We start from the raw sequence: 14,451 nt of genomic DNA on the forward strand, positions 1-14,451 counted from the left end.
CCTTTGCAAGCTACGGGAGGATAGCTCTTGCAACTTATGTGTGTAGTCACGACCTGAATACCGCCAATTCCACAATAGCTTGAGCGAGGGAATGCGGCGCTCGGGCGCGAGTCGAGGCTAGGAATTTATCCTCCTCACCGAGCGCGCAAGCAACCATTCGCGGCCACTCATGGGAAGGCCGGGAATGAAGCGATCACGGATGGAGAAACGGGCGTGCCACGCCTTTCCGGCAGAGGATGCCGAGACACAGATGGCGCGGCTGATGCCGGGGCTGGCGGTTTTCTGCGCGGAGGCTCACGGCCTGGCCCGGGCCCTGCGGCAGGCGCGCAAGGCGGCCCGGGTGGGCGCGGCCGGCTACGATCCGGCCCGCCACGCGGCCCTGCTGCGGCTCAAGCGATACGGCGCGCATAAAGGCGCGACATCGCAGGAGCGGCCGCAGGTGGGGGTGGAACGGAAGGCCCGCGCCGCGGTCGAAACCGGGACGCGGGCGAAAGGTCAGAGCCCTTCGAACAGTGCGGTGGAGAGATAGCGCTCGGCGAAGGAGGGGATGATGACGACGATGCTCTTGCCGGCCATGTCGTCACGCACCGCGATCTCGAGCGCCGCGGCCACGGCAGCGCCGGAGGAGATGCCGCCGGGAATGCCCTCGTAGCGGGCGAGGGCGCGGGCGGTGTCGAAGGCGGTCTGGTTGCCCACCGTCACCACCTCGTCGATGATCGAACGGTCGAGCACCTCCGGCACGAAGCCGGCGCCGATGCCCTGGATCTTGTGCGGGCCGGGAGGGCCGCCGGACAGCACCGGGGAATCCTCCGGCTCCACCGCGATCATCTTCAGCGATGGCTTGCGCGGCTTCAGCACCTGCCCGATTCCGGTGATGGTGCCGCCGGTGCCGACGCCGGCCACCACCGCGTCCACCTTGCCGTCGGTGTCGTTCCAGATCTCTTCCGCCGTGGTGCGGCGGTGGACGTCCGGGTTCGCCTTGTTCTTGAACTGCTGCGGCATGGCCGCCTTGGGAAGCTCGGCGATGAGCTGCTCGGCGCGCGACACCGCGCCCTTCATGCCGAGGTTGGCCGGGGTCAGCACCAGCTCGGCGCCCAGCAGGGTGAGCATCTTGCGGCGTTCCACCGACATGCTCTCGGGCATGACGAGAATGAGGCGATAGCCCCGGGCGGCCGCGACAAAGGCGAGGGCGATGCCGGTGTTGCCCGAGGTCGGCTCCACCAGAACCGTGTCGGCGTCGATGGCGCCCGCCGCCTCCATGGCGTCGATCATGGCGACGCCGATGCGGTCCTTGACGCTGGAGATGGGATTGAAGAACTCGAGCTTGGCGAGGATCTCGGCCTTGGCGCCGCGCAGCTCGGCAAGGCGTTTCAGGCGCACGAGCGGCGTGCTGCCGATGGTCTCGGTGATGGAATCATAGACCCGTCCGCGCCCGGGGCGCGTCGCGGCGGCGGGGACGATCTTGGCTGCGGGCTGTGCCATGGGCGATCTCCTTCTTGCTTGTCGCCGGCCTGCGCCGGAGCGCAGGGATCCCGTATGGCGAATTCTCAGATGGTGAAATCAATCCTCTCGTGCTCGGAACCGTGGCCCTTCTCGTCCGCGGTCCGGCACAGGTCTTCCAGGGTCACCCGGTCTAGGGCGGTATCGAACGTGTCCTCGGCCGCCGCCACGGCAGGCTGGACCACCTCGATTACCAGCGGGGGGAGGATGATCTCCTTCTCCTCCTCCGCGCCTTCCACAACGCGCACGATCTCGGCCACCGATACGCGACGGCGCTCGCGGGCCAGTTCGTAGCCACCGCGCGGGCCGCGCACGCCCTTCAGCACGCCGGCATGGACCAGGGCCTGGAGCACCGGCTCGAGCCGCCGCGGCGGCAGTCCGTGCCTGGCGGCGAGGGCCTTCGCGGCGACCGGGGTGCCGCGCGCATGGACGGCGACGTCCACGACGGCAGCGATGGCGAGGAGGCTCTTGTCGGACAGGCGCGGCATATGGCGGGACTATTTCGGTGACCGGCTAATTCCAGAACGCTATTTCTCTAATAACGCTGCTCCGAGGCCTGTCGAACCAAAACCACCGGAACCGCGTGCAGTTTCGCTCATATCTCCGGTTTCTTCCAGCATTATTTGGATGACCGGTGCAACCACCAGCTGTGCGATACGCATGCCGCGGGTGATGGTGACGCTTTCAGCGCCGTGGTTGACGAGCAGCACTGCAACCTCGCCGCGATAGTCGCAATCCACGGTCCCCGGTGCATTGAGCACGGTGACGCCGTGGTTTCGCGCGAGCCCGGACCGCGGGCGCACCTGCCCCTCGTAGCCTTCCGGCAAGGCGATGACGAAGCCGGTGGGGATCGCGGCACGGGCGCCGGGCGCCAGCGTCAGCGGCGCGTCGGCGGGGAGCGCGCAGGCGAGGTCCATTCCGGCCGCGCCGGCGGTGGCGTAGGCCGGCAGCGGCACGTCAGCCGCATGGGGCAGACGCTGGATCTTCACGCGGGGCAGGGTCACGGCTTTGATCCCGAGAGTTCGGCGGCGATGCGGGCGACGAGGTGGCGGGCGACTTCCGCCTTGGAGGCCGAGGGCCAGTCCTCCACCGCTTCGGCTGTGACGAGATGCACGGTATTGGCGTCGCCCCCCATGATGCCGGTGGCGGGGGACACGTCGTTGGCGACGATCCAGTCGCACCCCTTGCGCACCCGCTTCTCGCGCGCGTGGGCCACCACCTGCTCGGTCTCTGCGGCAAACCCCACCACGAGCCGGGGCCGCAGGGTGTGGTGGCGGGCGACGGCGGCGAGGATGTCGGGATTCTCCACCAGCGTAAGGGTTGGGGTACCCCCCTCGCCCTTCTTGATCTTCTGTTCGGCCGCGCCCGCCACCCGCCAGTCGGCCACCGCGGCTGCGAAGACGGCGGCGTCCACCGGAAGGTTCTCCTCCACCGCGGCCATCATCTCGCGCGCGCTCTCCACATGGATCACCCGCACGCCCCTGGGGTCGGCAGCTTCGGCCGGGCCGGACACCAGCACCACCTCGGCGCCCGCCGCCCGGGCTGCGGCGGCGATGGCGTGGCCCTGCTTGCCGGAGGAGCGGTTGGCGATGTAGCGCACCGGATCAATGGGCTCGTGGGTGGGGCCGGAGGTGACGAGGATGCGCCGGCCCTTGAGCAGGCCGGCCTCGCCGGTGGCGAAATGGGCCTCGATGGCGGCCAGGATTTCCAGGGGTTCGGCCATCCGCCCCTCGCCGAACTCGTCCCGTTCAGCCATGGCCCCGGCGTTGGGACCCACGACGGCGATGCCGTCCGCCCTCAGTTGTGCGACATTCCGGCGGGTGGCGGGATGGGACCACATGCGCGGATTCATGGCCGGCGCGACAAGGACCGGCTTGTCTGTCGCCAGAAGGCAGGTCGTCGCAAGGTCATTGGCATGACCTTGGGTCATCCGGGCCAGCAGGTCCGCCGTCGCCGGGGCGACCACGATGAGGTCGGCTTCCCGCGACAGGCGGATATGGCCGATGTCATGCTCGGCGGTGAGATCGAACAGATCAGTGAACACCCGCTCGCCGCTGATGGCCCCTACCAGAAGGGGTGTGACGAATTGCGCGGCGGCTTCCGTCATCACCACGCGGACGCCGGCGCCGCGCTCCTTGAGGCGTCGGATGAGGTCCATGCATTTATAGGCGGCGATACCCCCGCCGATGACCAGGAGGATGCGCTTGTCGTTCAGCATCAGCGGCTCCGTTGGCGCCACCATCCCAAGGCGCCGGGCCGCCATATAGCCCGCCCGCGCGTCGCCGGGGCAAGTAAAAGGCATGCAACCTGAGGAGTTGATCCACGATCTTGTGCCGCGCGACGCTGGCGCGGTGCGCGGCGTGCCACTAGAATTGTAAGTATGAGGGGCATTGCTGGTCAGGTGCGGGGCTCGGGCCGGTCTGAGGGGGCTGATGTTCAGCCGCTTACGGCCATGGGCGGGGAATTTTCAGACCCCGTGGTGGAGCGCGAATTCCGCGTGGCCTGCCTCGACGAGGCGCGGCGCCACGCGCGCTTTCTGTTCGCCGCCTCGGTGATCCTCAACGCGCTGTTTCTGCTGAGCGATTGGCGATTCGCCGGGACCGCGCACTTCGTCGTCGCTGTCAGCGCGCGATTCGTGGTGGTGGCGCTGTCGCTCTTCTGCCTCGTGGCGGTCCAGATCGCCACCACGCCCATCCGGATGGACATCGTCTACGTCATCTGGCTCTGGGGCGTGTCCATCGCCATTGCGGTGCTCGTGAGCTCGCACAGCGATCTCGCGCTGTTCGTGGTGATGCTGCTGCCGACCGTCTTCTATCTCGCCGTCCCCATTCCCTTCGCCTGGCTGCTGGCGGGCGGCGTGGGCAGCAGCGCGCTGCTGCTCTATGGCTACCTGGATTTGTCCGGCGGCTGGCAGCTCGCCGTCGGGCTCGGCCTCGCGGTCGCCATGCTCAACATCATGCTGGCGCTGGTGGCCGCCCGCACCAACCGTGCGGAGCGGCGGTTCTGGTCAGTGGTCCGGGCCGAGCGCGACGCGAACGAAAAACTGCGTGCGAGCGAGGACATCCTGGAGAATACTTTCCAGGCTGTTCCAATACCTCTGGTTGTAGCCAGCCTAAAGGACGGGCATCACATCAAGTCCAACGAGGCGGCCCGTCGTTTCTATGGCGGCGCCCTTGGCCTGCCGGCCGCTGTGAGCCTGTGCGACACCTGCCTCGGCGAGGCGGACAGCGAGGCTCTTCGTGCCCGCCTGCGCCGGGACGGCATGGCCACCGACTTCGAGACCAGCGTGACGGTTGCCAACGGCGACATGCGGCAGGTGGTGCTCGCCGCCGCCGTTACGCCTTCGGTCGCGTCTCCCAACGTCGTGGCCGCGCTGGTGGACGTCACCGACAGAAGGGTGGCGGAGCAGCAGGCCCGCTACGCGGCAAGCCACGACGCGCTCACCGGCCTGCCCAATCGCGCCGCCTTCCACGACGCTTTGGAGGTCGCCCTGGCGCGGCGCCATCCGGGCCAGGGCATCTGCGTCCTGCTTGTGGACCTCGACGGGCTGAAGGACGTCAACGACACCCTGGGTCACGATGCCGGCGACGCCGCTCTGGTCGAGACCGCCCACCGGCTCGATGCTTTGTTGGATCATCCCGCCATTCTTGCCCGGCTGGGCGGTGACGAGTTCGTGGCGGCCATCGAGGGGCCGGACCCCATCGGCCTCGGCCGGCGCCTCAGCCAGGCGATCCTCACCGAGTTGCGGCGGCCCATCCTGCATGCGGGCCGACACTTCGCCACGCGGGCGAGCGTCGGCATCGCTGCCTGTCCCGACCACGATTGCAGCTATGGCGAGCTGATGAAGGACGCGGACCTCGCCCTGCACGCCGCCAAGCAGCAGGGCCGCAATCGCGCCGCCATCTACGCCCCCGCCATGCGCCAGCTGCTGCTGGAGAAGGCGGCGCTCAATCGGGCCATGTTCACGGCGCTCGTGGAGGACGAGATCGTCCCCTACTATCAGCCCAAGGTGTCGCTCATCACCGGCCGCCTCGCCGGCGTGGAAGCGCTGGTGCGCTGGCGGCGTTCGCCCCACAGCGTCCTCACGCCGTCCGCCTTCGAGGCGGCGCTGACCGACCCCGAGCTTGCCGTCCTGATCGGCGAGCGCATGGTGCGGCGGGTTGCGAGCGATGTGCGCGGCTGGATCGAGCTCGGCTACGATTGCGGGCGGGTCGCCATCAACCTGGCCCCCGCCCAGTTCACCCACCGCGATCTGGCGCCCACCCTGCTGCGCCAGTTCCACGCCGCCGGTGTCGAGCCCTCCAATTTCGATGTGGAGATCACCGAGACCGTGTTCCTCGGGCGCAGCTCGGACCACGTGGCGCCGGTTCTCGACGAACTGCACCGCGCGGGCGTGCGCGTCGCCCTCGACGATTTCGGCACCGGATACGCCGGTCTCATCCATCTGAAGCAGTTGCCCATCGACACCATCAAGATCGACCAGAGCTTCGTGAAGGATATCGAACGTGACGCTTTCGACACCGCCATCGTCTGCGCGGTGATCGAACTTGGACGCAAGCTCGGCATGCGCGTGGTGGCGGAAGGGCTGGAGACGGCGGGCCAGGCGCGCTTCCTGCGTGAGAACGGCTGCGAGTTGGCCCAAGGCTTCCTGTTCTTCCGCCCCATGGCGGCCCAGGCCATGACCGACCTGCTGCGCGCTGAGCGGGCCGACACGGCTGCGGCGCGGCTGGCACTTTTCCAGATCATCTGATCCGAAGAGCGACAAACAACCGCGGTATTTTGCAAGATCGGAGCTGAACAGGAGCCGGTCAACGGTCCGCACCAGCTTTTTGTTCCGCACGCACTGCGGAAAGTTGCGGCACTTGCGAAGGGAAAGATTTCCTACAACGAAATCTTTTTGCCGGCACAAGCTCCATTCCGTGCGTTTTCGGACAATGAAGGCCGGAAGGGCGCCCCAAAGGGGCCAAGTTGTCGCAGCAAAGACAACAAATTCGCGCCAGCTGCCTAAACCGACGCCAATATTTGCACTCAGCTTAGGCACGACTTGAGAATGAAACTAAATCAAAGTGTCGCTAATCAGACAAAAATAGACAGGGACGGGAGTGCCATCGGGTGATGGAGAGAGCACCATGGTTTCGCACGAAGCGTTGCAAATCGAGCGCGATCAGCCTCGATCTCATGTCCCCCTCGTTTCCCTGAGCGATGTCGCGCTGACCGGGATCTACGAGATCTCGAAGATCCTCACCGCGCCGAATCGTCTGGAGACCACGCTGTCGAGCGTGGTGAATCTTCTGTCCTCGTTCATGCAGATGCGCCACGGCGTCATTTCTTTGCTTGAGGATGACGGAATTCCCAACATCACCGTCGGTGCCGGCTGGAACGAAGGCACGGATGCGCGCTATCGCGCGCGCCTGCCCGACAAGGCCATCGGCCAGGTGATCGCCACTGCGGTCCCGCTGATCGCCGAGAACGTCGCTTCCCATCCGGCCTTCAGCGAGGCCGATGCGCTGGCCATGGGCGCGAGCGAGGAAACGCGCGTTTCCTTCATCGGCGTTCCGATCCGCGTCGCCTCGCGCGTCATCGGCACCCTCACCATCGACCGTGTGTGGGACGGGCGCTCCGTCTTCCGGCTCGATTCCGACGTCCGCTTCCTGACCATGGTGGCGAACCTCATCGGCCAGACCGTCCAGCTGCATCGAGTCGTGTCCCGCGACCGCGAGCGGCTGATGGCCGAGAGCGGCCGCCTGCAGAAGGAATTGTCCGAGCTGAAGCCCGCCGTGCGCGAGCGCAAGCGCGTCTTCGTGGACGGGATTATCGGCGAGAGCCGCGAGATCCGGGCGCTGCTCGACAAGATCATGATCGTCGCCAAGTCCCACTCTCCGGTGCTGCTGCGCGGCGAGTCCGGCACCGGCAAGGAGCTGATCGCCAAGGCGATCCACGAGCTGTCGCCGCGGGCCAAGGGGCCGTTCATCAAGCTCAATTGCGCCGCCCTGCCGGAATCCGTTCTGGAATCCGAGCTTTTCGGCCATGAGAAGGGCGCCTTCACCGGCGCGGTGGGCGCGCGCAAGGGCCGCTTCGAGCTGGCCGACAAGGGCACGCTCTTCCTCGACGAGATCGGCGAGATCTCCCCCGCCTTCCAGGCGAAGCTGCTGCGCGTGCTGCAGGAGCAGGAGTTCGAGCGGGTCGGCGGCAGCCACACCCTCAAGGTGAACGTGCGCGTCGTCGCCGCCACCAACAAGAATCTGGAAGAGGCGGTCGCCAAGAACGAGTTCCGCGCCGACCTCTACTATCGCATCAGCGTCATCCCGGTGATCGTGCCCTCGCTGCGCGACCGGCGGGGCGACATCCCGCTGCTGGCCAACGAGTTCCTCGACCGCTTCAACCGGGACAACGGCCGCGACCTGGCGTTCAATTCCGACGCCATGGACGTGCTGATGGGCTGCGGCTTCCCCGGCAACGTGCGCGAGCTGGAGAATTGCGTCCAGCGCACCGCCACCCTCGCCCAGGGTGGCGCCATCGTCGGCGACGACTTCGCCTGCCGCCACAACGAATGCCTCTCCGCCCTGCTGTGGCGCAGCCCCGGCGAGGTGCCGGCGACCCGCAGGCCCATCGACATCCCCCTTCCGGTGATGCCGTTGCCTCCCGCCATCGGCGGAGAGCCTGCCAATTCCAACACGGTGACCCGCCTGCCGGTGCCGGCCGCTCCTCTGCCCGCGGTGCCGGCGCCGTCGGTGCCTGTCCGGCCGTCCGCACTGGACGAGGAGATGTCCGAACGCGAGCGGCTGGTGGACGCCATGGAGCGGGCCGGGTGGGTCCAGGCCAAGGCCGCGCGCCTGCTCGGCCTCACCCCCCGCCAGATCGGGTATGCCCTTAAGAAGCACGACATCGAGATCAAGCGCTTCTGAACGGACACGCGCGCTGTCGCACTTGCGACACCATGTCGGGTGAACGACAGCGCGCTTAGCCTCAGGCTCAATAAATAATAATTTTAATTCAATGGGTTAGTGGGTGGCACGGAGCTTGAAAGAGAACCTTGCCTGCCAATCTGCACCGTGCGGAGCTAGCCCATGGCCTACAAGATCATTACCTCTCAGTGCACCGTCTGCGGCGCGTGCGAGTTCGAGTGCCCGAACGCCGCGATCAGCCTGAAGAACGACACCTACGTCATCAATCCCAAGAAGTGCACCGAGTGCGAGGGGAGCTTCGACACCCCCCAGTGCGCCGTCGTGTGCCCGGTGGAAAACACCTGCGTTCCGGCGTGAGGCGGGGACAGCGCCCCCACGCCTGCCGCCGTCTTTCGCGGCGTGCGGCTTGCAGGTGAAGGGCGCACCACCCCCGATTTCGGGCGCGACATCCGGGCGCCCGCGCGCTCCGGTTTGGCGCCGGGCGCTTTGTCCAGCCTGCAAGGTGGTTGGAAGTCATTGGGCGGGGGCCAGCCGGGCTCCGGCCTGGATCGGACGGGGCGCAGCGCCCGGCGCTGCTGCCGAAAGTTGAACGGAGGGACATATGGCTGCCGTACAGGATACAGTCGAACAGGTTCGCTCCATCGACGTCGACCAGTACAAATACGGGTTCGAAACGAACATCGAATCCGAGAAGGCGCCGAAGGGCCTTTCCGAGGAGGTGATCCGCTACATCTCCGCCAAGAAGGACGAGCCGGAGTGGATGCTCCAGTGGCGGCTTGATGCCTACAGCCGCTGGCTCACCATGCAGGAGCCCGAGTGGGCGCGCGTGAGCTATCCGCCGATCGATTATCAGGATCTCTATTACTATTCGCAGCCGAAGAAGTTCAAGGCGCCGAAGTCCCTGGACGAGGTCGATCCAGAGATCCTCAAGACCTATGAGAAGCTCGGCATTCCGCTGCGCGAGCAGGAAATTCTCGCCGGCGTCGAGATCCCCGAGGGCGAGCGTCCGAAGATCGCTGTGGATGCGGTGTTCGACAGCGTCTCTGTCGCCACCACCTTCAAAGAAGAGCTGAAGGCGGCCGGAGTGATCTTCATGCCCATCTCCGAGGCCCTGCGCGAGCACCCCGATCTGGTGAAGCAGTATCTCGGAAGCGTGGTGCCGGCGACGGACAATTACTACGCGACGCTGAACCAGGCCGTGTTCTCGGACGGCTCGTTCGTCTACATCCCGCCGGGCGTGCGCTGCCCGATGGAGTTGTCGACCTATTTCCGCATCAACGAGAAGAACACCGGCCAGTTCGAGCGCACGCTCATCATCGCCGACAAGGGCTCCTACGTTTCCTATCTGGAGGGCTGCACCGCCCCCATGCGGGACGAGAACCAGCTGCACGCCGCGGTGGTGGAACTCGTGGCCCTCGACGATGCCGAGATCAAGTATTCCACCGTCCAGAACTGGTACCCCGGCGATGCCGAGGGCAAGGGCGGCATCTACAATTTCGTGACGAAGCGCGGGGATTGCCGCGGCAAGAACTCGAAGATCTCGTGGACGCAGGTGGAGACCGGCTCCGCCATCACCTGGAAGTATCCAAGCTGCGTCCTGCGTGGCGAAGGCTCGTCCGGCGAGTTCTACTCCATCGCCATCTCCAATGGCCGCCAGCAGGTGGACTCGGGGACGAAGATGATCCACCTCGGCAAGAACACCACGAGCCGGATCATCTCCAAGGGCATCTCGGCCGGTAAGTCCAACAACACCTATCGCGGCCTCGTCTCCGCCCACCGCAAGGCGGCCGGCGCGCGCAACTTCACCAATTGCGACTCGCTGCTCATCGGCGACAATTGCGGGGCGCACACCGTGCCCTACATCGAGGCGAAGAACCCCACCGCTCAGTTCGAGCACGAGGCCACCACCTCCAAGATCTCCGAGGACATGCTGTTCTATTGCATGCAGCGCGGCCTCTCCCAGGAGGACGCGGTGGCTCTGGTGGTCAACGGTTTCGTGCGCGACGTGCTCCAGCAGCTCCCCATGGAGTTCGCGGTGGAAGCCCAGAAGCTCATTTCCATCAGCCTCGAAGGCAGCGTCGGTTGACGCTGCCTTTTCTTCTTTCGCCGGCGGGCAACAAAAACCAGAGGATCTTCACCATGGCTCCCCTTCTCGAAATCAAGGACCTCCATGCCGAGATCGCTGGGGGGCGCAAGATCATCAATGGCATGAACCTCACCATCAATCCCGGTGAGGTCCACGCGATCATGGGCCCGAACGGCGCGGGCAAGTCCACCTTGTCCTACGTTCTCTCGGGCAAGCCGGGCTACGAGATCACCGGCGGCGAGGTTCTGTTTCGCGGCGTGAACCTCCTGGAGCTGTCCCCCGACGAGCGCGCGGCCCAGGGCATGTTCCTGTGCTTCCAGTATCCGCTCGAAATCCCTGGCGTCTCCAACATGGCCTTCCTGCACACCGCGGTGAACAGCCAGCGCAAGAAGCGCGGCGAGGTGGAGCTGACCTCCCCCGAGCTGGTGCGCAAGGTGCGCGAGCTGGGCAAGACCCTCGGCATCGACGCCGACATGCTGAAGCGCCCGGTGAACGTGGGCTTCTCCGGCGGCGAGAAGAAGCGCAACGAGACGCTGCAGATGATGCTGCTGGAGCCGTATCTCTGCGTGCTCGACGAGGCGGATTCGGGCCTAGACATCGATGCGCTGAAGGTGGTGTCCAACGGCGTGAACGCCCTGCGCTCGCCGGAGCGCTCCATGCTGGTGATCACTCACTACCAGCGCCTGCTGGACTACATCGTTCCGGACGTGGTGCACGTCTTCTCCGCCGGCCGTATCGTCCATTCGGGCGGCAAGGAGCTGGCGCTGGAGCTCGAGGCCACCGGCTACGCGCAGTATCAGAACGAGGCGGCGTGATCCCATGGCTGCCACCGTCCGTCCCATGAAGACCGGGGCCGAGCTCGCCCTCGCTGAGATTTTCTCCGCCGCGCGCCCCGCGCTGCCCGGCGGCCCCGACATCGCCGCCCAGCGGGCCGCCGCCTTCGATACCTTCGCCGATGCGGGCCTGCCCCATCGCCGGGTGGAGACGTGGAAGTATACGGACCTGCGCGCGCTGATGCGCGACGCCAAGCCCCTCGCGCCGCTCCCCGATGCCGACGCCAAGGCGCAGGCCGCAACGGCCGGCGCGCTGCTGGGAGGTCTCGGCTTCCGGCGCCTTTTCTTGGTCAACGGCACCTTCGTGCCCGAGCTGTCCGACCTCACTGATCTGGAGAGCGGGCTCTCCATCAGCTCCATGGCCGACGCGCTCGCCGCGCCGGCGGGCCTGCCCGCCACCTATCTCGGCCGGACCGTCTCCTCCTCTGATGCCGTGCTGGCGCTCAACACCGCTCTCATGGGCGATGGCGTGGTGGTGCACGTGGCGGCGGGTGCCGTGGTGGCGCGTCCCATCGAGATGGTGTTTGTGACCACCGGCGAGACGGCGGTGGCGACCTTCACTCGCTCCCTCGTCGTGCTGGAGGAGGGGGCGAGTGCCACCTTCCTCGAGACCCACGAGGGGCCGGCGGGCGTCGCCTATCAGGTCAATACCGCACTCGAGATGGTGGTCGGCGCCGGCGCCTCGGTGGAACGCATCAAGATCACCACCGAAGGCGCGGAAGCGGTCCATCTCGCCACCATGCTGGCGCGGGTGGAAACCGGCGCGCGCTTCGCCAACACCTTCTTCACCAGCGGCGGCTCCGTGGTGCGCAACCAGCTCCTCGTCCATCTCGCCGGCGAGGGCATCAACGCCCACATGGGCGGGGTGAGCCTGCTGGCGGGCAAGCAGCACGCCGACACCATGCTGTCCCTCGACCATGCCGCGCCATCCTGCGAGAGCCGGGAATCTTTCCGTGCGGTGCTCGATGGCACCGCCCAGGACATCTTCCAGGGCAAGATTGCGGTGCGCCAGGCGGCGCAGAAGACCGACGCCCGCATGCTCAGCCGCGCGCTGCTGCTGAGCGAGACGGCGGAATCCTGCAACAAGCCCGAGCTGGAGATCTTCGCCGATGACGTGCAGTGCGGCCACGGCTGCACCACCGGCACGCTCGACCAGCAGATCAAGTTCTACCTCATGGCCCGCGGCATTCCTGCCAAGGAGGCCGAGGCTCTTCTGATCCAGGCGTTCGTCGGCGAAGTCCTCGACGCGGTCGGTCCGGAAGGCGTGCGCACTGCCCTGAGCGAGGCGACGCGCGCCTGGCTGCTGGGCCGGGAGTGAGACATGGTCGCCCTGCACCCTGCGGTTTCCAACGGCTCCTATGACGTCCTGCGTGTGCGCGAGGACTTTCCCATCCTTGACCTGAAGGTCAACGGCAAGCCGCTGGTCTATCTCGACAACGGCGCGTCGGCCCAGAAGCCGAAGGCGGTGCTGGACCGCATCCAGCAGGTCTACACCTGCGAATATGCCAACGTGCACCGCGGCCTGCACTATCTCGCCAATGCCGCGACCGAGGCCTATGAGGGCGGACGGCACGCGGTGCAGCGCTTCCTCAACGCCGCGCGGCCGGAGGAGATCGTCTTCACCCGCAGCGCCACCGAGGCCATCAACCTCGTCGCCGCCACTTTCGGCAAGAGCCGCATCAAGGCGGGCGACGAGATCGTCCTCTCCATCATGGAGCATCACGCCAACATCGTGCCGTGGCATTTCCTGCGGGAGAGCCAGGGCGCGGTCATCAAGTGGGCACCGGTGGACGACGAGGGCAATTTTCTCCTCGACGAATTCGAGAAGCTCCTCACCGAGCGCACCAAGATGGTGGCCATCACCCAGATGTCCAACGTGCTCGGCACCACCGTGCCGGTGAAGGAGGTGGTGAAGATCGCCCACGCCCAGGGGATTCCGGTGCTCGTGGACGGGTCCCAGGGCGCGGTGCATCTGGACGTGGATGTTCAGGACATCGACTGCGACTTCTACATCATCACCGGCCACAAACTCTACGGCCCCACGGGCATTGGCGCGCTCTACGGCAAGTACGAGCATCTGGAAGCCATGCCGCCCTTCAACGGCGGCGGCGAGATGATCCGCGAGGTTCGCCAGGATTCGGTGACCTATGGCGATCCGCCCCACCGCTTCGAAGCCGGCACCCCGGCCATCGTGCAGGCGGCGGGGCTCGGTGCGGCGCTGGACTATATCGACTCCATCGGCAAGGCGCGTATCCGGGCGCACGAGAGCGAATTGTGCCGCTATGCCCAGGATCGGCTCGGCGAACTGAACTCCGTGCGCATCATTGGCACGGCCAAGGACAAGGGCGCCATCATCTCGTTCGAGATCAAGGGCGCCCATGCCCATGACTTCGCGACGCTGATCGACAATGACGGCATCGCGGTGCGCGCCGGCACCCATTGCGCGATGCCTCTGCTGGAGCGCTTCGGCGTTGCCGCCACCTGCCGCGCCTCCTTCGGCCTCTACAACACCCGCGACGAAGTCGACCGCTTCGTCGCGGCTCTGAGCAAGGCGCAGGAGCTGATCGGCTGATCGGACGGAGCCACAGCACGGCGCGCGAATGTGGGAACGGGCCGGCTTTGCCGGCCCGTTTGTCGTTTCACGGGCGGCGGCTGTGTCCCAAGCGACAGACCCCTCGGCCCGACCATTGTCGGATTTCGCCCGGCCCGCCCCGACCGCCCTGCAGTGTCCTGTTTCAAACAGCCCTAAACTGGGGGTGTCGGCGGCCAAAGCCCATTGTCGGGTTTTGAACATGGGACAGGGCGCGGAATAAGTAATTATAAAACAACGTGTTTTCGCTCTCATTCGCACTGGCACACTCGTTGCAAATCCCTTTGTGGGCGCCAGGCTGCTGGCTTTGTGGACTTCGGAAGGGTCCCGTCCGCATCCGCGCCGGAGTGCAACGTCCCGGGCCCGCCTGTTCGAGGCGCATCCCGGAGCTAAATCGAATCTCGGCTCAGGGTTCGAAGGAGAGCAAGATGTCTTCGCTGCGACAGATCGCGTTTTACGGCAAGGGTGGCATCGGCAAGTCCACCACGTCCCAGAATACCCTCGCGGCCCTGACCGAGCTTGGTCAGCGCATTCTCA

The 14,451-nt window shown here is 66.3% G+C and carries 12 protein-coding genes and 1 pseudogene; 9 read left to right on the forward strand and 4 right to left on the reverse strand.

Translation table 11 applies throughout. From position 1 onward, the window contains the following. The first annotated feature begins 184 nt into the window (after positions 1-184). On the forward strand, positions 185-529 hold the full coding sequence (locus tag ABLE93_RS12255) for a hypothetical protein (protein ID WP_348840083.1): 345 nt from the start codon (positions 185-187) through the stop codon (positions 527-529). Here the strand turns inward: ABLE93_RS12255 and cysK are convergent. From cysK to coaBC, 4 genes are all read right to left on the reverse strand, one after another. Beyond that, on the reverse strand, positions 496-1,482 hold the full coding sequence (gene cysK, locus ABLE93_RS12260) for a cysteine synthase A (RefSeq protein ID WP_348840084.1): 987 nt from the start codon (positions 1,480-1,482) through the stop codon (positions 496-498). The genes ABLE93_RS12255 and cysK overlap by 34 nt on opposite strands. Positions 1,483-1,547: 65 nt before the next feature. Beyond that, entirely contained in the window at positions 1,548-1,988 is a 441-nt protein-coding gene (locus ABLE93_RS12265; RefSeq protein ID WP_348840085.1) for an RrF2 family transcriptional regulator, read from the reverse strand. A gap of 39 nt (positions 1,989-2,027) precedes the next feature. Further along, positions 2,028-2,504, reverse strand: a complete 477-nt coding sequence (gene dut, locus ABLE93_RS12270) for a dUTP diphosphatase (protein WP_348840086.1) — start codon at positions 2,502-2,504, stop codon at positions 2,028-2,030. After that, positions 2,501-3,718, reverse strand: coding sequence for a bifunctional phosphopantothenoylcysteine decarboxylase/phosphopantothenate--cysteine ligase CoaBC (gene coaBC / locus ABLE93_RS12275; RefSeq protein ID WP_348840087.1), 1,218 nt, complete (start codon positions 3,716-3,718; stop codon positions 2,501-2,503). Before coaBC ends, dut begins: the two co-directional genes overlap by 4 nt. A gap of 258 nt (positions 3,719-3,976) precedes the next feature. Here coaBC and ABLE93_RS12280 point away from each other — a divergent pair, with 258 nt between their 5' ends. From ABLE93_RS12280 to nifH, 8 genes and pseudogenes are all read left to right on the forward strand, one after another. Next, a complete protein-coding gene (locus tag ABLE93_RS12280) occupies positions 3,977-6,250 on the forward strand; it encodes a putative bifunctional diguanylate cyclase/phosphodiesterase (RefSeq protein ID WP_348840088.1) in 2,274 nt (757 codons plus the stop codon). Between the two features lie 379 nt (positions 6,251-6,629). Further along, the gene (gene nifA / locus ABLE93_RS12285; protein ID WP_348840089.1) at positions 6,630-8,405 is read left to right on the forward strand and encodes a nif-specific transcriptional activator NifA; all 1,776 of its coding nucleotides are present in this window, start codon (positions 6,630-6,632) and stop codon (positions 8,403-8,405) included. A gap of 162 nt (positions 8,406-8,567) precedes the next feature. Further along, a complete protein-coding gene (locus tag ABLE93_RS12290; protein WP_282891080.1) occupies positions 8,568-8,762 on the forward strand; it encodes a 4Fe-4S binding protein in 195 nt (64 codons plus the stop codon). A 244-nt stretch (positions 8,763-9,006) separates the two neighbouring features. Beyond that, complete coding sequence (gene sufB, locus ABLE93_RS12295; RefSeq protein WP_348840090.1) at positions 9,007-10,491, forward strand: Fe-S cluster assembly protein SufB; 1,485 nt, start codon at positions 9,007-9,009, stop codon at positions 10,489-10,491. Between the two features lie 53 nt (positions 10,492-10,544). Further along, entirely contained in the window at positions 10,545-11,306 is a 762-nt protein-coding gene (gene sufC, locus ABLE93_RS12300) for a Fe-S cluster assembly ATPase SufC (protein ID WP_348840091.1), read from the forward strand. 4 nt (positions 11,307-11,310) lie between these two features. Next, positions 11,311-12,642: a Fe-S cluster assembly protein SufD gene (sufD, locus tag ABLE93_RS12305; protein WP_348840092.1), complete on the forward strand. Its 1,332-nt coding sequence runs from the start codon at positions 11,311-11,313 to the stop codon at positions 12,640-12,642. Positions 12,643-12,645: 3 nt separating this feature from the next. Beyond that, positions 12,646-13,896: a cysteine desulfurase gene (locus ABLE93_RS12310; protein ID WP_348840093.1), complete on the forward strand. Its 1,251-nt coding sequence runs from the start codon at positions 12,646-12,648 to the stop codon at positions 13,894-13,896. Positions 13,897-14,342: 446 nt separating this feature from the next. After that, positions 14,343-14,451: pseudogene (nifH, locus tag ABLE93_RS12315) on the forward strand (nitrogenase reductase); the annotation flags it as partial.

Origin of the sequence: Xanthobacter pollutisoli (assembly GCF_040044995.1) — a bacterium.
Taxonomy (GTDB): domain Bacteria; phylum Pseudomonadota; class Alphaproteobacteria; order Rhizobiales; family Xanthobacteraceae; genus Xanthobacter.